Source organism: Pseudoalteromonas sp. SR43-2, assembly GCF_014163885.1.
Lineage (GTDB): Bacteria > Pseudomonadota > Gammaproteobacteria > Enterobacterales > Alteromonadaceae > Pseudoalteromonas > Pseudoalteromonas distincta.
The window spans coordinates 66,063-85,740 of record NZ_JACJED010000002.1 but is presented as its reverse complement, the minus strand read 5'-3'; the positions used below and the strand labels follow the sequence as shown (position 1 = coordinate 85,740).

General features: G+C 39.9%; 16 protein-coding genes. 9 read left to right on the top strand and 7 right to left on the bottom strand.

Annotated elements, in window-relative coordinates; translation table 11 throughout:
- Positions 1–53: 53 nt before the first annotated feature.
- The 6 genes from H5120_RS02035 to H5120_RS02010 all read left to right on the top strand — a co-directional run bounded on the left by H5120_RS02035 (position 54) and on the right by H5120_RS02010 (position 6,373).
- On the top strand, positions 54–797 hold the full coding sequence (locus tag H5120_RS02035; protein ID WP_182673428.1) for a SapC family protein: 744 nt from the start codon (positions 54–56) through the stop codon (positions 795–797).
- Positions 798–807: 10 nt separating this feature from the next.
- On the top strand, positions 808–1,818 hold the full coding sequence (locus H5120_RS02030) for a cupin-like domain-containing protein (protein WP_182673427.1): 1,011 nt from the start codon (positions 808–810) through the stop codon (positions 1,816–1,818).
- Positions 1,819–1,839: 21 nt separating this feature from the next.
- The gene (locus tag H5120_RS02025) at positions 1,840–3,324 is read left to right on the top strand and encodes a tryptophan halogenase family protein (RefSeq protein WP_182673426.1); all 1,485 of its coding nucleotides are present in this window, start codon (positions 1,840–1,842) and stop codon (positions 3,322–3,324) included.
- A 5-nt stretch (positions 3,325–3,329) separates the two neighbouring features.
- Complete coding sequence (locus H5120_RS02020; RefSeq protein ID WP_182673425.1) at positions 3,330–4,040, top strand: DUF6445 family protein; 711 nt, start codon at positions 3,330–3,332, stop codon at positions 4,038–4,040.
- A gap of 7 nt (positions 4,041–4,047) precedes the next feature.
- Complete coding sequence (locus H5120_RS02015; protein WP_182673424.1) at positions 4,048–4,878, top strand: ThuA domain-containing protein; 831 nt, start codon at positions 4,048–4,050, stop codon at positions 4,876–4,878.
- Between the two features lie 214 nt (positions 4,879–5,092).
- Positions 5,093–6,373 (top strand): glycosyl hydrolase family 8, encoded by a 1,281-nt coding sequence (locus H5120_RS02010; RefSeq protein ID WP_182673423.1) that lies wholly within the window; start codon positions 5,093–5,095, stop codon positions 6,371–6,373.
- Between the two features lie 153 nt (positions 6,374–6,526).
- On the opposite strand, the gene H5120_RS02005 is transcribed toward H5120_RS02010, so the two are convergent.
- Positions 6,527–7,501 carry an SMP-30/gluconolactonase/LRE family protein gene (locus H5120_RS02005; protein WP_182673422.1) on the bottom strand — a complete coding sequence of 325 codons (975 nt, stop codon included), beginning with the start codon at positions 7,499–7,501 and terminating at the stop codon, positions 6,527–6,529.
- A 115-nt stretch (positions 7,502–7,616) separates the two neighbouring features.
- Here H5120_RS02005 and H5120_RS02000 point away from each other — a divergent pair, with 115 nt between their 5' ends.
- Positions 7,617–8,750, top strand: a complete 1,134-nt coding sequence (locus H5120_RS02000; protein ID WP_182673421.1) for an endo-1,4-beta-xylanase — start codon at positions 7,617–7,619, stop codon at positions 8,748–8,750.
- 329 nt (positions 8,751–9,079) lie between these two features.
- Positions 9,080–11,242: an SEC-C domain-containing protein gene (locus tag H5120_RS01995; RefSeq protein ID WP_182673420.1), complete on the top strand. Its 2,163-nt coding sequence runs from the start codon at positions 9,080–9,082 to the stop codon at positions 11,240–11,242.
- Between the two features lie 268 nt (positions 11,243–11,510).
- Here the strand turns inward: H5120_RS01995 and H5120_RS01990 are convergent, their stop codons facing one another.
- Entirely contained in the window at positions 11,511–11,948 is a 438-nt protein-coding gene (locus H5120_RS01990) for a cupin domain-containing protein (RefSeq protein WP_182673419.1), read from the bottom strand.
- Positions 11,949–11,962: 14 nt separating this feature from the next.
- The gene (locus tag H5120_RS01985; protein ID WP_182673418.1) at positions 11,963–13,810 is read right to left on the bottom strand and encodes a DUF5060 domain-containing protein; all 1,848 of its coding nucleotides are present in this window, start codon (positions 13,808–13,810) and stop codon (positions 11,963–11,965) included.
- Positions 13,811–13,967: 157 nt separating this feature from the next.
- Here H5120_RS01985 and H5120_RS01980 point away from each other — a divergent pair, with 157 nt between their 5' ends.
- Positions 13,968–15,107 carry an endo-1,4-beta-xylanase gene (locus H5120_RS01980; RefSeq protein WP_182673417.1) on the top strand — a complete coding sequence of 380 codons (1,140 nt, stop codon included), beginning with the start codon at positions 13,968–13,970 and terminating at the stop codon, positions 15,105–15,107.
- 68 nt (positions 15,108–15,175) lie between these two features.
- Here H5120_RS01980 and H5120_RS01975 read toward each other — a convergent pair whose 3' ends face one another.
- The 4 genes from H5120_RS01975 to tal form a co-directional block, all read right to left on the bottom strand.
- The gene (locus H5120_RS01975) at positions 15,176–16,153 is read right to left on the bottom strand and encodes an aldose epimerase family protein (RefSeq protein ID WP_182673416.1); all 978 of its coding nucleotides are present in this window, start codon (positions 16,151–16,153) and stop codon (positions 15,176–15,178) included.
- 13 nt (positions 16,154–16,166) lie between these two features.
- Positions 16,167–16,550, bottom strand: coding sequence for a hypothetical protein (locus H5120_RS01970; RefSeq protein WP_149602527.1), 384 nt, complete (start codon positions 16,548–16,550; stop codon positions 16,167–16,169).
- 105 nt (positions 16,551–16,655) lie between these two features.
- Positions 16,656–18,674 carry a transketolase gene (gene tkt, locus H5120_RS01965; RefSeq protein WP_182673415.1) on the bottom strand — a complete coding sequence of 673 codons (2,019 nt, stop codon included), beginning with the start codon at positions 18,672–18,674 and terminating at the stop codon, positions 16,656–16,658.
- Between the two features lie 58 nt (positions 18,675–18,732).
- Positions 18,733–19,671: a transaldolase gene (gene tal / locus H5120_RS01960; RefSeq protein ID WP_182673414.1), complete on the bottom strand. Its 939-nt coding sequence runs from the start codon at positions 19,669–19,671 to the stop codon at positions 18,733–18,735.
- Between the last annotated feature and the right edge of the window lie 7 nt (positions 19,672–19,678).

Genomic DNA, 19,678 nt, shown 5'->3' with positions numbered 1-19,678 from the left:
TTAATGTGTAGCAATAGGTAAAGGCACACAACAACAATTGGAGCACACAATCCATGGCCAATCATGCATTATTAAATAATGTTGAGCATCAGCATTTAAAAATAAACCCTGCACGCAGCACACACTTAGGTGACGGGGTTTGGTATAGCGAAACATTTGTGAGCGAATTTAGAGTCGCTCAAGCACATTACCCAATATTTTTTACCAAAGACGATACAACAAATACATTTTCGCCGGTGTGTTTGTACGGCATAAATAAAGACGAAAACTTATTTTTAGTAAACCAGCAATGGCAAGCACACTACATTCCGCTAAGTATGCAGCGACTGCCTTTTGCTATCGCGACTCAAAATACAATGCAAAACGGTGTGGCAACGCAAGAGCGCATGCTTAGCATTGATTTAGACTCGCCAAAAGTGACAACAAAGCAGGGTATTCACTTATTTTTAGAACACGGCGGGAATAGCGATTACCTCGAAAACATCATAAACGTGCTCGACAACCTGCATCATGGGTTAGAACAAAACCAGCCCTTTATTAAAATCTTAATTAAACATGGTTTGCTTGAATCGGTATCGCTAGAGCTTGATTTAGTAAACGGGCTTAAACATAACTTACTCGGTTTTTATACCATAAACGAAGACTCGCTTAACCAGCTAAGTAGCGAGGCAATTGCAGAGCTGCATTCACAAGGGTATTTAGCGTGTATATACATGATCATTGCATCGCAAGTACATGTGCGTGATTTAGTGGCGCTTAAAAACGAGCAACTTATGCTACAAAAGCACGCTGTGTAAGTACTTAGCTATGGAAAATTTAGCAAATAATATTCAAACGCTGAGTGGCTTAACTCCCAGTACGTTGCCCAAGGAGCTTTTAAACTCGTCTGTGCCTATTGTACTAAAAGGGTTTGTGAGCGATTGGCCCTTAGTTATTGCTGCTAAAAAGTCAGACAGTGCAGCAATTGATTGTTTAACGCCGTTTTACGAAGGTTTTTTAGTTAACACTTGCACAATACCTGCCAGTCAAAGCGGGGTTGTAGGGTATAACCCCGATTTGAGCGGTTTTAACTTTACTAATCAGCAAGCGGCATTTATTAATACGCTTGAGCAAATAACGCAAAGTGCAAATAACCCACAAGCCGACACTTTATACATTGGCTCTACTAGCATTGCACAGTGCTTACCTGGTTTGGTTAATCACTGCCACGTTAACGCATTAAACGAAGGCTGTTTATTTAATGTATGGGCAGGCGGAAAAGTTACCGTACCAGCACATTACGACGTAGCGCAAAATTTAGCATGTTGTGTTGCAGGTAAAAGGCGTTTTACTTTATTTGCCCCCGATCAAATAGATAATTTATACATAGGCCCGCTTGATAAAGCACCCGGTGGTCAGCCAATAAGCTTAACTACCACAACTGCACCTAATTTCACAAAATACCCTAAATTTAAACAAGCTATAAAAGCAGCAATAACTGTTGATTTGGAAGCAGGCGATGCCCTTATATTACCCAGCATGTGGTGGCACCAAGTACAGGGGCTTGGCAGTTTAAATATACTGTTTAATTATTGGTTTAAAAATACGCCAGCGGTGTATGGGCAGCCTACTAATGCGTTGCACCTTGCTATTTTAAACATACGTAATTTACCAAAGCATGAGCGCGCAGCATGGCAACGTTTGTTTAATTACTATGTATTTGCTGATAACGAATTTACCCACATACCAGAGCCCGCACAGGCTATTTTAACAAAGCCAATGGATGAGCTTACAGCGCGTAAATTAAGAGCCCAATTACAAAATAAATTAAGACGCTAGGCGACTTGTAAGGTTTGAATTATGAATCAAAATGCAATTAAAAAAATAGTAATAGCAGGTGGCGGCACCGCTGGTTGGATGTGCAGCGCTGCAATGGCAAAGCTACTAGGTAAAAATAATGAAATATGCTTGATTGAATCCGATTTAATACCTACCGTAGGGGTCGGAGAGTCAACTATTCCTACGCTGCATATATTTCATGATTTACTAAAAATCAGCGAATCAGAATTTATGGCAGCCACTAATGCCACGTTTAAATTAGGCATATCGTTTGAGGGCTGGAAACAAAACCAGCAAAGCTACTTTCACTCATTTGGTTATGTGGGGCAAGGCTGTTGGGCTGCAGGTTTTCAGCACTTTTGGCTAAAAGGCATGCAACAAGGTGTTGCAGCCGATATTGGCGACTATTGCACAGAGCACGTAGCAAGTCGCTTGGGTAAATTTGCCGTAGTGCCGAATCAAGACCGTAACCATGCTTATCAGTTAGATGCCGGTTTGTACGCTAAGTTTTTACGAAATTTTGCACAGCAAAACGGCGCTAAACGTATAGAAGGCATGATAAGCAAAGTTAACTTAGAGCCCACTAATGGCTTTATAAAATCACTTACTTTAGGTGACGGGCAAATTATTGAGGGCGATTTATTTATAGATTGCACCGGCTTTAAAGGTTTATTAATAGAGCAAGCGCTACACACCGGATACGAAGATTGGAGCCATTGGCTTCCGTGCGACAGCGCAGTAGCAGTACAAACCGAATTAGTAAGCCCAATAGTGCCATATACGCGTGCAATGGCACATAAATGTGGTTGGCAGTGGCAAATACCGCTGCAAAGCCGCCGTGGTAATGGTTTAGTGTTTTGTAGTAAATACATGAGCGATGATGAGGCCAAAACAGCGCTACTCAATAACGTAGAAGGCAAACCGATTAATGAGCCGCGCGTTATTAAATACCGCACCGGTACACGGCGCAAACATTGGAACAAAAACTGTGTTGCTATTGGCTTGGCAAGTGGTTTTATTGAGCCGCTTGAATCAACCAGTATTCATTTAATTCAGCAAAGCATTATAAGATTAATGCAAAACATGCCAACCAAAGCAATCGAGTCGTGCTATCAAGATGACTTTAATAACAAAATGCGTTTTGAAGCCGAAAACATTCGCGACTTTATTGTACTTCATTACCATGTGACGCAGCGCACCGATAGCGACTTTTGGCTCTACTGTAAAAATATGCCAATTCCAGAGTCGCTTGCCAAACGACTTGAGCTATTTAAGCAAAGCGGGCACGTATATAAAGCAGAGCAAGAGTTATTTGGCGAAGCCTCGTGGTTACAAGTGATGTTAGGGCAAGGGCTAATGCCGCAAAATTATCACCCAATTGTTGATAGCATGAGCAATGATGAGTTAAAACGCTTTTTAGATTCAATAAAAAACCATGTGGCTAAAAAAGCAAATAGTTTACCGAGCCACATCGATTTTATTAATCATTATTGCAAGGCTAACTAAGCACTATGCTAACACTTTGCAATAATTTACAGCCGCAGTATGAGTTGATAGGGCAAGAGCAAACGCCAATTATTATAATTGACGACTACCTGAGTGTGCCGCAAAAACTTATAAACTTAGCTAAAAGTGCTGAGAACAACAGTGGCGAGTTTAAGCCTGACGAACTCACTCAATACCCTGGTTTACGCATGCCGCTGCCAAAGCAATGTGTAGTTGATTACCTAAAGCCGCTTATACAGGGGTTTTATAACGTATTTAATATTGGGCAAACACTTACCCCATACCCAAAAAATAATACCTTATCGTTAATTACTAAAACGGAGCAGCAGCTATCACCAATACAAACCTTGCCACACTTTGATACCAACGAGCCTAACTTAATTGCCATTATTCATTACCTTGGCGAAGGCGAGCATGGCGGCACTGGATTTTTTAGACATAAAAAAACAGGGTTTGAAACAATAAGCACAAAGCGCAAAAACACGTATTTAATGCATGCTCAACACATCCTTGAACGCAGTAAGGTAAAACCTAGTTACTGCACCACACAGCACAATGAGTTTGAGTGCTACAAGCACATAGAATATAAGCCAAATAGGCTTATTGTATTTCCTGGGTATTTGCTGCACACCAGTTTACTTAACACGTCTACCGATATTTCGTCGTGTCCACAAACAGGGCGGCTAACGGCTAATATGTTTGTTCATTTTAAATAGGATTACTATGTCTTTTTCTTTATCTAGATTCGCATATAAGGGTTGGCTATTAAGCTTTGTTGTATTGGCGCTGAGTATGGTAACAGTGCAAAAAAGTAATGCTACAGGGTTTGATACCCTCCCTAAAAAGCAATTTAATGTGCTGCTATTTACAAAAACCGCAGGGTGGCACCATAAGTCGCAAACCGAAGGCGTTAAAGCGCTAGAAGGCTTAGCCGATAAGCACTTTTTTAACTTAATTTGGCACGAAGAAAGCCATTATTTTAACGACGATTACTTAAAAAATGTTGATGTAGTGGTATTTTTATCAACCACGGGCGATATTTTAAACCCAAAAGAGCAAGCCGCGCTTGAGCGATTTGTAAAAGCAGGTAAAGGCTTTGTTGGCATTCATAGCGCATCAGATACCGAATACGACTGGCCGTGTTATCAAAAGTTGGTGGGGCGCACCTTTAACATTCATCCTGTTATTCAAACTGGCTTACTAAGTAAAGTACCTAATACTCGCTTTATTGGCTTAAACCATATGTCGCAGGAAATGCTTTGGACCGACGAGTGGTACGAATTTGGGCCCGAGCTAACTAAGTTAAACTACTTACTCACAGTTGATGAGCAAAGTTACGACCCAACTGCCGATTGGGGTAATAACAAAACAGGCTCGGGTATGGGGGCGTTTCATCCTATTTCGTGGTATCACAATTACGATGGTGGTCGATCATTTTATACAGCCCTTGGGCATACTAATGCTGTGTATAAAAGTGAGTTTTTAATCGAGCATATTTATGGCGGAATTTATTGGGCTGCAACGGGTAAAGGGTTAAAAAAAAGTAGCAATTAATAAATAACCAATAAATACGCTTTTAACACTATTCATGTCGATTTAGGCTGCTTTTTAAGCGGCCTTTTATATTTTTTAAGAACGTATTAAACACCTTCACACATTTCACTTAGTTTATAAAATAAACAAATAATTTTGAGAATTACTTGATCAAATGGTCAAGAAGACTATATTGAATTTGCACGCTGATATAATTCAAATAAAGAGGATAAACATGAAAGTATTTTTTAAAATAACAACTTTATTGTTAACGCTAATAAGCTATCAATCACTTGCTGCATTTAATAATAACCCATCGAGTGTAGGCGCCGACAGTTCAGGAGCATACCGTAACCTCGCACAAGAAATGGGTAAAACAAATATACAGCAAAAAGTGAATAGTACTTTTGACAATATGTTTGGCTATAACAACACACAACAACTTTACTACCCGTACACCGAAAACGGTGTTTATAAAGCACACTACATAAAAGCAATTAACCCAGACGAAGGCGACGATATAAGAACAGAAGGGCAATCGTGGGGAATGACTGCCGCAGTCATGCTTTATAAACAAGAAGAATTTGATAACCTATGGCGCTTTGCAAAAGCGTATCAAAAAAATCCAGACAATCACCCTGATGTAAAAAAACAAGGCGTTTACGCGTGGAAACTAAAGCTTAATCAAAACGGCTTTGTTTATAAAGTGGATGAGGGCCCCGCTCCCGATGGTGAAGAGTACTTTGCGTTTGCACTACTTAATGCCTCTGCTCGTTGGGGGAATTCGGGTGAGTTTAACTACTACAACGATGCCATTACCATGTTAAACACAATTAAAAATAAGCTGATGGAAAACCAAATAATCCGCTTTTCACCTTACATTGATAACCTAACAGACCCTTCTTATCACATACCTGCGTTTTATGACTACTTTGCAAATAACGTAACTAACCAAGCAGACAAAATTTACTGGCGACAAGTGGCTACAAAAAGTAGAACCTTACTTAAAAACCATTTTACAAAAGTAAGTGGTAGCCCGCATTGGAACTTACCTACATTTTTATCGCGCTTAGATGGCAGCCCTGTTATTGGCTACATTTTTAACGACCAAGCAAACCCAGGTCAATGGTATGAATTTGATGCATGGCGCGTAATTATGAATGTGGGTTTAGACGCGCATTTAATGGGTGCTCAAGCGTGGCATAAAAGCGCAGTAAATAAAGCACTGGGCTTTTTAAGTTATGCAAAAACAAACAACAGTAAAAACTGTTACGAGCAAGTGTATTCGTACGGTGGAGCGCAAAACAAAGGCTGTGCAGGCGAAGGTCAAAAAGCCGCGAATGCAGTAGCGTTACTTGCTTCAACAAACGCTGGGCAAGCAAATGAATTTTTTAACGAATTTTGGTCTTTATCGCAACCAACGGGTGACTACCGTTACTATAATGGTTCGTTATATATGTTAGCTATGCTGCATGTATCGGGCAATTTTAAGTTTTATAACAACACGTTTAATTAAAATAACACTACCTAAGTAGCAAAAACCTAAGCGGCAAAAGCTTAGGTAGCAATAACTTAAATAATAAAAAACCGGTGTAACTAAGTTACACCGGTTTTTGTGCTTAACGAGTGAGCTTAACTTTCTCTTTAATACGTTGCTTAACTAATTTAGCTAATTAGCCAAACCCGCTACTTTTACATCAAGCGTAAACAAGCCCTTAGCGGTGGTTATTAATAACGTTTTGCGATTTTTACCACCAAACGCAAGGTTAGTTACATTAGGGCCAAGTTCAATTTTATCGATAAGTGAGCCGCGTGGCGTGTAAATATTAATAACGCCTTTTTGGTGACTGCTTACGTAAATATTGCCAGCAGAGTCTACTTTTATACCATCGGGTGAGGTTACTTTAATAAAGTCTTCGCGCGGTGAGATATCACCATTTTCATCAATAGTGTATTTGCTGACGCGGTTACTAAAGTCGCCAACATAAAGGGTACGTTGATCGGGCGAGAGCGCAACACCATTGGGCTTTTCAAGAGTAGCGTCAATTAAACTAAGTACGCCTGTATTGCTTAACTTATACACACCGGTATAAGACATTTGCTGAGTGCGTTCGCCTAGTTGCCAATTAGGATCGGTAAAAAATATATCGCCATTTTTATGCATAGTCATATCGTTTGGTGAGCTAAAGCTTAGCCCATCAAATTTATTGACTATTACGGTATTGGTCTTACTTTTTATATTAATTTTAGAAAGCGATTGCGTACTATGGTTAAGCGTATAGAGGCTCTCTCCTTTGGCATACAAGCCATTTGTACCACTGTGTTTTAAATAAGTAGTGATGGTATTAGGCAATTGCAATTTATAAATGGTGGAGTCGGGGCCTAGTGCTTGCAGGCTTGCAAAGTTCATTTCTGAAAAATAAAACGCATTGTCATGGCTTGACCACGTTGGGCCTTCTAAAAACAAAAAATCGTCACTAACAAGTGTGGGTATTACGCCCTTTATTAGCGGTGATTGCTCATTGCTTTGGCTGTTTACAGCGTTTAACAAAGCTGGGTTTTGAAGTTGTTGTGCCAGCGCTGCTCTATTAAAACAGAGCATTAATACAACTAAGCTTAGCGTTTTTTTGTGTGTTTTTAGCATAGACGTTTACTCAGGTTTGTTTAATTTATAAATAATGGTCACATTGACTATATCATTTATTTTTTTCGTTGTATGATATTTATCAAAAATAATAACGATTCAACGGAGCACACACATGCATAAAAAACACACACTCAGCCTGCTTTTACTTGCAGGATCATTAAGCGTAAACGCTGCACAAGACCCAGCCCTTAAAAACACCTTTGCAGACTCATTCAAAATGGGGGTTGCTGTAAATCAAGATATAGTGACAGGTCAAAACACCGCCGCACAGTCAATTATTGCTAAGCAATTTAATACAGTGACGCTTGAAAATGCTATGAAAGCAGAAGTAATTTACCCACAGCAAGGTAAGGTTGATTTTAGTGGTGCAGATGCGTTTATAGATTTTGCCAAGCAAAATAACATGTTTACGGTAGGGCACACCTTAGTGTGGCATAACCAAACGCCTGACTGGTTTTTTACAAATAGCAAAAATGAGCCAAATACCCCTGCAGAGCAGCTTGAGCAAATGCGCAAACACATAGAGCTGGTAGCAGGGCGCTATAAAAACAAAGTAGATGCGTGGGATGTAGTAAACGAAGTAATAGCTGATGACGGCTCTTATCGCCCAACTGTGTGGGTTAACCGCATAGGTAATGGTGATACGATGGTAAAAGCCGCGTTTAAATACGCCCAGCAGTATTCACCTAATACTGAGCTTTATTACAACGACTTTAATGCATGGCGACCAGAAAAAAGAGACGGCATTATACGTATGATCAAAATGCTGCAAAAAGAAGGAATTCGAATCGACGGCATAGGCATACAAGCGCACTGGGGGCTTAATTTTCCTAAAATGCAATATATTGAACAAGCAATTGACGCATACGCCGCGCTGGGTATAAAAGTGATGATCACCGAGCTTGATATAGATGTGCTGCCGTTAACAAAAGAGGGGCAAATTACCGGCACCGATATGATGAAACCACAATTTCAGCTAGAAGAGTTTGAAACCTACCTCGACCCATACAAAAATGGCTTGCCAAGCGACGTAGAAGCGCAACTAAACGCCCGTTATAAAGCCTTGTTTGAACTGTTCTATGCAAAACGCGACAAAATAGACCGCGTAACCTTTTGGGGATTACACGATGGTATGTCGTGGAAAAACGACTACCCAATCCCAAACAGAACAAACTACCCATTACTATGGGATCTTAATTTAAACCCTAAGCCAGTTATTAAAACCATTGCTGAAGTAGTTCAGTAAATCGCATTGTGTAGTCAAAGCCGAGTATTTTTAAATACTCGGTTTTTTTTTGATACTTTCACAAAGAGAAAAGAATGAGAAGTGCCCCATGACTTTAAAGTATCATGATAAGCAAAAAGAGCTCAAAGTTTATAACTAGCAATACGTTATAGTATTTGGTACTAGTTTAGATAAAGTGCATACTTTAATCAGAAAATTAAAAAGATTTGGACTTCCCTGCTTTCATTAAATAGTTTCTATTTTTAGCTAATCGCGTTTTAGAGCTGAGAATATATTATCATCCAGCTAGAGCAACTAAATGCTAAAAAAGTAAAAGATAAAGGAATATTATGAGTATAAAAGATATTAGAAACGAAGCTGAGATATTTACTGACCTTAGTGAGTTAAGTGCATCTCCGGGATTTGTTCACGCCATTGCTTATTTATGTTTTAGAGATAACACCTTTTCTTACAATTTGGATAAAGGTGTTGAAAGTGAAGATGTCTTACAGCAATTTTCTATGGAAAGGCTTGTGCGTACAGAAATATCTGCTCTTATTGGGTTAGCATTTAAGCATGGAATTGACTTTAAAATACCTGAACAACAAGAGTTACAATATTACGCGAATAAAGCTGAACAGCTTTTACATGAGTATCATATTGCAATGATGCCATCTCCTGAAAATTTCTTTAAAGACGGTCAAGTTCAATTAAAAATAATGGGTGAAATGATTAGTAGTGGGGAAATGTTACGCGAAGCTATTTTTTATGGTGGTGAATCAGCTTTTCAATTTCAATATAGAGATCTCTGCTTAAAGAAATATAAGAAAGATAGCGACTTTTTTCTAATTCATAAGGGTTATACGCTTCAGCAGGCTTATGACGTTATTTATTGCCTAGAAGGGCTTCAAAATAAGCACTTAAATTGCAATATGAAAGAAATGATAACTAAAGATCCTTCCGACTGGACTTTTTTACCTGCCTTCACTTTTACTTATGAAGAAGTAGTTAAGGCATGCCGACATGACCTTAGTATAGTTAAGAATATACTGGATAGTTTCACAGCATCTGGCTTAAATGAAACATATGCCTCTATTGACAGTTTTAATACAACGAACGCCTATCCAATCATTAAAATAAATGAGGAGGAGTTTTTATTACTCCAATATTACTCCCTTGTTGAAGCATTTTATGAAACACCGTTTTTTTGGTTTTTAGAAAATTCTAATTATAAGTCTACTGCACTTAAAAATAGAGGAGACTTTACAGAAGAGTTTGCTTATGAGCGCTTAATTAGAGTGTTTGGTAAGGGAAATGTACATAAGAATATTAATATTTACGGTGCTGATGGAAACATTGCTGGAGAAGTAGATGTTTTGGTTACATATGCTGACAGGGCTATTGTTTTGCAAGCAAAATCAAAGAAGCTTACTTTGCAGGCGAGGCAAGGTAATAAAAGTAACTTGGAGAGTGATTTCGAGAAAGCAGTACAAGCTGCTTATGGACAAGCCTACTCTTGTGCAGAATTTATGTTGGAGCCTGATAAATATACTTTCAAGCATGAAGATGGAACACAATTAAAAAGAATAGTAAAGTACAAGGAAATCTATATTATCTGTTTAGTATCAGATCATTACCCTGCGCTATTCACACAATCAAAGCAGTTTCTTAAAACACAAGAGTCTGAATCAATTGTATCTCCTTATGTAATGGATGTATTTTTCTTAGATACTTTGACTGAAATGCTAGATAGACCATTTCATTTTCTGAGCTATATAAATAGAAGGGCAACATATGACAAGCAAGTACATGCTTCATTTGAACTAACAGTACTATCTTATCATCTTAGAAAAAACCTTTGGATCGAAGATGATTTATCATATATGTACTTAGGTGACGATATTTGTGCTGATTTAGATTTAGCAATGATGGTACGTAGACGAGGTATTCCCGGTAATGATACTCCTGTAGGGATTTTAACTGAGTACGAAGGTACGCCTATAGATCGTCTCATTAAGCAGATTGAGCAGGAAGAAAATGCCAATATAATAGACTTTGCATTCTTATTGCTTTCACTTAGTGGTGATGTTATTCGTGATATCAATAAAGCAATTGATAGAATTACGGAATTATCTTGTAGGGATGGAAAAACACATGATTTAACAATGTTTTTTGATAAATCAGATTGTGGATTTACCATTCATACAAATGGATATCCTAAAGAAGTGGCCTTGAACTCTTTAAGTGATCATTGCGAGAAGAGAAAATATACCACTAAAGCAAGTAAATGGCATGGCATATGTATTCAACCAAATGACGGATCCTTTAGATTTGGAGTCACTTTAGATTTTGAGTGGCAATACTCAGCTAAGATGGGAGAAATTGTTCGGCACCTGCCTAAGCCGCAAAAATCTATAGATTTTAATGCGAAAAACAAAAGAAGGAATAACATAGGTCGAAACGAACTTTGCCCATGTAATAGCGGTAAAAAATATAAGAAATGCTGCTTGTAATGGTATGCTAGTCAAACTTAGAATAACTAGTTGAATATTAATGATTAATTATAAATATTCAACTAGCTTTATGATTTTGGCAGATTTTAAAATTCAACTATCTATAAAAAAGATCTACTAATCAGATAATTAGTAGCTCTGAATTGATTCAACAGCCTGATCTCATATCAGGCTGTTTTATTTCCTATAAAAGCGAAGCGCCTCTTAACCTCTTTGTGCATAATTCACTTAGTCTATTTCACTAAAAAACTCAAAAAGCCATTCAAAACTACTTAGCCTGATACCTCACTACTACAAACTTAAGCGGCGCATCGCCGTTGTTATAAATGCCGTGTACGTCGTTAGGGGCTGCAAATAAAATATCCCCGGTGAGTGCTGGCTGGCTTTTGCCATTAAGCGTCCACGTGCCAGAGCCCTCGAGAATCATTAGGTATTCTTCATCAGGATGCTGGTGGGCGGGATGTATTTCGTTATTAGGTTTAATAACCGCAACGCCCGTAATAGCGCCTTTGGTGAGTGGTGTATCGCCATAAAAGTAGGTATGAAAATCGCCGCCTTCGTAGTGAGTAATGTGCGCGTCTTTTTGACTCACAATAGCTGATGTAAGTTGTGTGGGTTTATCTGCTGCGTTTGCAGGCAATGCAATGGTGGCTGCGGTTGTAAGTAATACGCCGGTTACACAATGTTTAACTGTTAAATGATTCATGGTTGTTATCCTTATTATTTAGCGCTTAGGTTAATTAAATAAACCCAGTCGTTATTAGGTGTGTTGGGTGGTGTTGCCAGTTGTGTACTCGTTGCGGTATTTACACAAAAGCGTTTGCCGTTTATGTAGTTGTTAGTTCGTGGGTTAAACCAGTCGAGTGTATAGCAGGCATTTGGTAATGTGACCTGAGCTTGGCTTGCGTTACTAAAATAAAATAAGTAAAACGCTGAGTTATCACTTAACGCCCAGCCTGTTTTTGTAAGCTCTGGAGTGGGTGTAAGCTTTGTAAAAGGCACGTATTTTTGAAAAAACGCAACAGCGTTGGTCATCGCTAAATAGTAATCTTTGTATGGCGTTAAATCTTGCTCTGTTAAGTCGCCGCCACCGCCTAAATAAAACTCAATACCTGCGCCACCTGCCATAAATGTGGCCCAGACGTTACTTTTACGCCACGTATCTACATTGTTTGCATACTCATAAATATAGGCTTCGTCCATGGTGATCACCCACGGGTGAGGAATGTTTTGCGTAAGCTGGCGGTACTTTAAAACATCGCTGTAAGTGGTGTTTGTTTTAAGTTCACCTTGTAAGCTTGCCCCTGTGTAGGCGGGGTAGCCCAAAATGTTGTCGTTTGGTTTATCGTAAATGTGGTAGTCGAGCGACGGACCGTTATGTACAACAATATGCTCAGGATAGTAGGTGAGTGATTGAAAGTAATCGGCAAATTGCTTTCTTTGTTTGGTGGTATTGGCTTTTTGTTGTTTATCGTCGCCGCTTGGATCTTGCCAGCCGTTTTCTTCGCCTATATTCCACGTGGTTGCTAAATGATAGCCAAAGCGGGCAAATAACTCGCGATAGTAAATTTTACGACTAACAGCAAAATCGTTTTTAAGCTGGCTTTCGTTCCATTCAAACAGTGACTCGTTTTCGGTTTCGCTCATTACAAAGTGAGTCATTATGCCTTTTTGCTGCATGTGGCTAAATACAATATCCCACTGAGCTAATTTAGATACATCGTAGCGTGTGGTTTGGGTTTTGCTAAGCCATGGCCAAACTTGGTCGTCATCGCCGTAGGCGTTCATGGTTAAAAAGTAATACGCGTTAATGTTAAGCGACGCTAAATAATTTATTAGCCCAATAATGCCTTTAGAAGATTGATTACTACTGTTATCAGTCTCTGTATTGGTTGTTTGCCATGTAGGGTCGCTATTTTGCCAATGCTTTATGTGCGCTTGGTAGTTACGCTTTGTGGGAGTGGCATCAAACCCTGAAAAGCCAAGCAGCACTTCGGGGCTGTTAGCACCGGCTTTTAAAAAGTACTCTTTTGAGCCATTAAACTGCAAATAGGGTTTGTTAACGTATTCAAGCTTACCTTTGCTTTTAAAGTCTTTACTGCTGGATGACTTAGTGGCGGTGGTAACATTAAACTCGCCTGTTTGTTTATCAAAAAAACCGGCTGATTGCTCATTTGTAACAGTATTTAATGGCACGCTTGCGATATTACGGCCTTTAACAAATGAGAGTGTATAGCGCCATTTGCCAAGTTCGTTGGGCGAAAACAAAACCTGCCATTTATTACCTGCTGTTGCATGTGTTTGAGCAGTGTTTGCATCGGCTGCATAATATCCAGGTACTGTATATTGCCTGTTAGTGGGGCTGGTAAATGTTGCATCTAAGCGGTAGTCGGTAAAGGGGTTAGGCGTGGCAAGCTCGCTGGTGTGCGGGCCTTCAAGGGTTAAGCTTAATTTATGCCAAATAGGCACGTGAGTGCTGGTTTGATCTGCTCGAATTAGGGCGCTGAATATAAATGAGGCGAAAAATGCGCTAATTAACAGAAGCCGTTTTATTGTTATTTTTTTCATGTGTATCCTTGCTAATTTTATTGCTAGTAAAGTGTGTGATTAAGGAATATGTACTGTGTTGTTTTTGTTCAGTCTATTTTAATAAAACGTTGTTGTCAAAAAGACTATATGGTGTTAAGTTTACGTTGCACACTAAAAAACACACAACAGGTACATCATGCATAAAAATAAATTTACGATTGCTATTTTATTAGGAATGTCGAGCCTTGCACTTGGCTGTAATGGCTCAGCAGAGCAAAGTAAACCAACATTAAAAGCGCCGGAGCAATTAACGCTTAAAGCGCAATTTAAAGAGCACTTTAAAATAGGTACAGCGATTAGCCGAGACCAAATATTAGGGGCTTTGCCTGAAGATTTAAATGTGGCTAAAACGCAATTTAATACCTTTACGCCAGAGAACTCAATGAAGTGGGAGCGTATACACCCAGAGCTTGAAACCTACGATTTTGAAGCCGCTGATGCGTTAGTTCAGTACGCACAAGAGAACAACCAAGAATTAGTTGGGCACACATTAGTGTGGCATTCGCAAACGCCTGACTGGGTTTTTGAAGACGAACAAGGCGAGCCGCTAACCCGCGATGCATTACTTAAGCGTATGCAAAACCATATTAATGCAGTTGCAGGGCGCTATAAAAACCGTATTTTTGCATGGGACGTGGTAAACGAAGCACTTAACGAAGACGGCACACTGCGTGAATCTAAATGGAGCACCATTATTGGTGACGACTTTATAGAATATGCGTTTAAATACGCTAAGCAGGCAGCGCCTAATGCCAAGTTATATTACAACGACTATAACTTGTTTAAGTCAGAAAAAAGAGCTGGTGCAATTGCGCTTATTAAAAACTTGCAAAATAAAGGTATTCAAATTGATGGAATTGGTATGCAAGCGCATTATTCGCTTGATAACCCAGAGCTTTCGTTAATGGAAGACTCTATTGTGGCATACGCTGCCACAGGTATTGATGTGATGATAACCGAGCTTGATATTTCGGTATTGCCATTCCCTGAAGGTGAAGAACAAGGGGCTGATATTTCGTTAGATATTGCGCTGCAAGAGCGATTTAACCCATACCCGAATGGTTTGCCTAGTGAAGTAAACACCCAGTTAGGCGAGCGCTATAAAGCCGTGTTCGACATACTTAAAAAACATGACGACAAAGTAAGCCGCGTTACTTTTTGGGGCATAAGCGATGCACGCACTTGGCGCAACGATTGGCCAATGCAAGGGCGCACCGATTACCCATTATTAATTGACCGTGAGCTAAAACTTAAAAGCTTTGTAAGCGATTTATAATCGCACTAAACATTTAACCTCCCGCAAAGGATCGCTTAATAGCGATCCTTTTTTGGTTTATAAAATAGCTATTTTTTATTGGTTTTAGTTAAGCAGTAACTAATATGCGTTTGCAAAGGCACTTGAGGTGTTAAATAGCTAAATGGGAAGTGTGGGTTATTAGGGCTGTCGGGGCAAAATTGCGGCTCTAGGCAAATACCGTCAAATTGGTTAAACGGGCTTTTTAAATGCTGCCCTGTATAAACCTGAATAGCAGGGTAGTTAGAAAGCACACTCAGCATTACTTTTTCATCAGCGCTTGTAAGCGTTGCGTGTTGCTTATTGGTTTGCAGATTAAGTACTTGCTCGGTTACAAAGTTATGATCGAGTTTATCGGTTTTATTAAGCACCCGCGCATTTGTGTAGTCAAAAGTTGTATTTGCTACAGGGGCTATTAAACCTGTGGGAATGGCGTTTGTATCTACGGGGGTATAATGCGCGGCGGCCAGTTTTAATGTATGCCCTTGTGCGCTGTTAGTAATGCCATTTAAATTAAAATATGGGTGCGCTGTTGGCCCTGCAATGGTTTTTTTATTACTGGTAATCGTAAATTTAATATCAAGATTACTTTGGTTTTTACTGTTAGTGGTAAAGGTATACAGCACGTTAAATATAGTTTTACCGGGGTAGCCGTTGTAACCATCAGGCAGGGTAATACTTAAACTTAATGCATTTTTTTGATGATAATCGAGCTGCCAAAATAAGTCGCTTAATGCTTTTTGGCCGCCGTGAAGTTGGTTTACGCCTTCGTTTTTATTAAGTACATAGGTTTTATCATCAATGTTTATTTGGGCGTTATTTAGCCTGTTTGCATAAGGGCCGGCTACAGCGCCTAAGTAAAACGTGTCGTTTAAATAGTCATTAATATTAGAATAGCCAAGTATAATATTTCGTTTTTTATTATCAACATGGGTAATCCAGCTGGTAAGCCGGGCACCGTAGTTAATAATAGAAATAGTGTCGTTTGCTTCATTACTTAGTGTGTATTGAACAATTGAAGTTGTCATGTTGGTTACTCTTTTAATTGTTCGTTCTGGCTTTTTTAATTTCTTCTTTTACGATTGGGTACAGATCGTATGTTGGATAAAACTCAGTGCTGTAGGCTTTCCAGCCATAACGTTCAATCGATAAATTTACTTTTGGTAATAACGCTGCCGGAAAGCGCAAGGTAACTACTTGCCCTATACCCATCATTACTTTCCAAGATTCTACTGTTGCGCCTTCTGGCGGGAAGTGTTTGTAAAAGTTAGCGTTGTTGAGTATTTCTTTTATTTCAGAGAGGTTTTTTGATTGGTCGTGCTTTAAAAAAATCGTTAGCATTAGTTCATCATTTTGCTCGTCACTTGCCCATGCGTTAAAACTAGTACTTGCACTAAAAAGTATAATTAATAGTAAATATTTCATAGTTCACCTTTGTTAGTTAATTATAAAAATGCGCCGAGCTTTGAAAGGCTTAGCGCATTAATTGGATAAAGTTTGGATTATTTAGCGCATTACGCGTACTAAATATTAAGCCTTCGCTTTAATTAACGCCTGCGCGGTGCTCACTACATTTTTGGTGGTAAAGCCAAAATGCTCTAATAACACGTTACCTGGCGCCGACTCACCAAAAGTGCTCATACCAATTACTTTGCCTTGTAAGCCAACATATTTAAGCCAGTAATCTTGGTGTGATGTTTCAATCGCAATACGGTTTGCTACCGAGTTTGGCAATACACTTTGCTTGTAATCGTCTGATTGTAGATCAAACAATGTGGTGCTTGGCATTGATACCACACGCACTGCAACGCATTGTGCTGTCAGCTCTTTTGCGGCTTGCATTGCTAAATCAACTTCAGACCCCGTTGCTATTAAAATAAGCTCAGGCGCTTTATTGCTTTCGCTAAGAATATAGCCGCCTTTTTCTATGTCGCTAATTTGCTGAGCGGTACGTGGCTGGTGGTTGAGCCCTTGGCGACTAAAAATAAGCGCCGTAGGTTGCTGCTGATTTTGTATCGCGTTTTTCCACGACACTGCAGTTTCTACTGCGTCACATGGGCGCCATGTGACTAGGTTTGGCGTCATACGTAGGTTGGCTAGTTGCTCAATAGGTTGGTGAGTTGGACCGTCTTCACCTTGGCCAATAGAGTCGTGGGTATACACAAATATATTTTGAATACCCATAAGTGCCGACATTCTTACTGCGTTACGGGCGTATTCCATAAACATTAAAAATGTAGCACCGTAATTAATAAAACCACTGTGCAGTGATATGCCATTCATAATGCCGCTCATACCAAACTCGCGCACGCCATAAAACAGGTAATTACCGCTGGCGTCATCTGCGCTTATGCCTTTAGAGCCAGACCACAGCGTTAAGTTAGAACCGGCTAAATCGGCAGAGCCACCCAGTAACTCTGGTAAATGCGGGGCAAAGGCTTCAATGGTGTTTTGCGAGGCTTTTCGGCTGGCAATGTTAGCGGCGTCATTGTTGCACTGTGCAATATAGTTGTTTGCAATAGCTTCGAAGTTGTCAGGCAGGGTGCGCTTAATTACGCGCCTTTCAAATTCTTTAGCAAGCTCTGGGTGGCTTTTGGTGTAGTCGCTAAACAGTTGCTGCCATTGTTTTTGTTTTTTATCACCGCTTTGTTTAGCGTCCCAATGGGCGTAAATATCATCACTGATACTAAATGCTTCATTTGGTAGGTTTAAAAATTTGCGCGCCGCAGTTATTTCGTCATTACCTAATGGTGAGCCATGGCAGTCGTGCGAGCCTGATTTATTTGGCGAGCCAAAACCAATCACGGTTTTACAACAAAGTAGGGTAGGTTTATCGCTCACTTGTTTGGCTTGTGCAATGGCGCTTGCAATTTGCTCTGGGTCGTGGCCGTCTATATCTTTTATTACATGCCAGCCGTAAGCGTCAAAGCGTTTAGCTGTGTCGTCGGTAAACCAGCCCTCAACGTGTCCGTCGATAGATATGCCGTTATCGTCCCAAAAAGCAATAAGTTTACCCAGGCCTAATGTGCCTGCAAGCGAACATGCTTCGTGCGATATGCCTTCCATTAAACAGCCATCACCCATAAAACAGTAAGTGTAATGATCTACAAGATCAAAACTCTCTTTGTTAAATTGCGCTGCTAGGGCTTTTTCGGCAATAGCCATACCTACGGCATTTGATAAACCTGCGCCAAGCGGACCTGTGGTTGTTTCAACACCTGGGGTATAACCGTATTCAGGGTGACCTGGGGTTTTTGAATGCATTTGCCTAAATTGTTTAAGCTCACTAAGTGGTAACTCGTACCCGCTTAAATGCAATAAAGAATAAATAAGCATAGAGCCGTGACCGTTACTAAGTACAAAGCGGTCTCGGTTTGGCCAATTTGGATCGGTTGGATTGTGGTTTAAAAAATCGTTCCACAGTACTTCGGCTATATCGGCCATACCCATAGGTGCGCCCGGATGCCCTGAGTTTGCTTGCTGTACCGCATCCATACTGAGTGCGCGAATGGCATTAGCAAAAGGCGCACGAGAAGAAAGTTGAGTCATGTATTACCTCAAATAAAATTAAAAAAGCCCGCACGTTATGTGGCAGGCTTGAGGGAAATTAGTTTAGTAAGTCTTCAACCAATTTAGCCAAAATACGCTGATCTTTGGCAAAGTTACGAATACCTTCACCGAGCTTTTCGCTGGCCATTGGATCTTCGTTGTGATGCCATAAAAATTGCTCGTGGGTGAGTGGGGTTATGTCGCTTTGCGGTGCTTTGGCAATGTTTGCAGCGTTAAGCTTTGTAACCAGTTCACCTTCTTGGCTTTGTAAATCATTGAGTAATGATGGCGAGATAGTCAGTAAATCGCAGCCAGCAAGTTCGAATATTTCCTGAATGTTTCTAAAGCTTGCGCCCATTACCACGGTTTTATAATCGTACTTTTTATAGTACTGATAAATACCTGTAACCGACTGCACACCAGGATCTTCGCTTGGGGTGTATTCTTTATTATCGCGGGCTTTGTACCAATCAAGAATACGACCAACAAACGGAGATATAAGCGTTACGTTAGCTTGTGCGCACGCAACGGCTTGAGCCATCGAAAAAAGCAGTGTTAGATTACACTTAATGCCTTCTTTTTCTAATTGTTCGGCGGCTTTAATGCCTTCCCATGTTGAAGCAAGTTTAATAAGTACGCGGTCTTTTGAAATACCCGCTTGCTCGTAAAGTGAAATAAGCTTACGTCCTTTGGCAATACTTGCTTGGGTATCAAACGATAAACGGGCATCTACTTCGCTCGATATACGCCCAGGTATTACTTTTAGTATTTCACAGCCAAAGTTAACAATAAGTTGGTCGCAAACAGCATCAACGTCGCTCCCTGCTTTTTGTATAGCGTCTTCAATTAAATGTTTATATTGAGGTAATTTTGCAGCTTGTAAAATTAATGAGGGGTTGGTTGTTGCATCAACCGGTTGTAGGGCCTTGATTGACTCTACATCGCCACTGTCGGCAACGACCGTGGTTACTTTTTTGAGTTGTTCTAACAAGTTCATAATGATG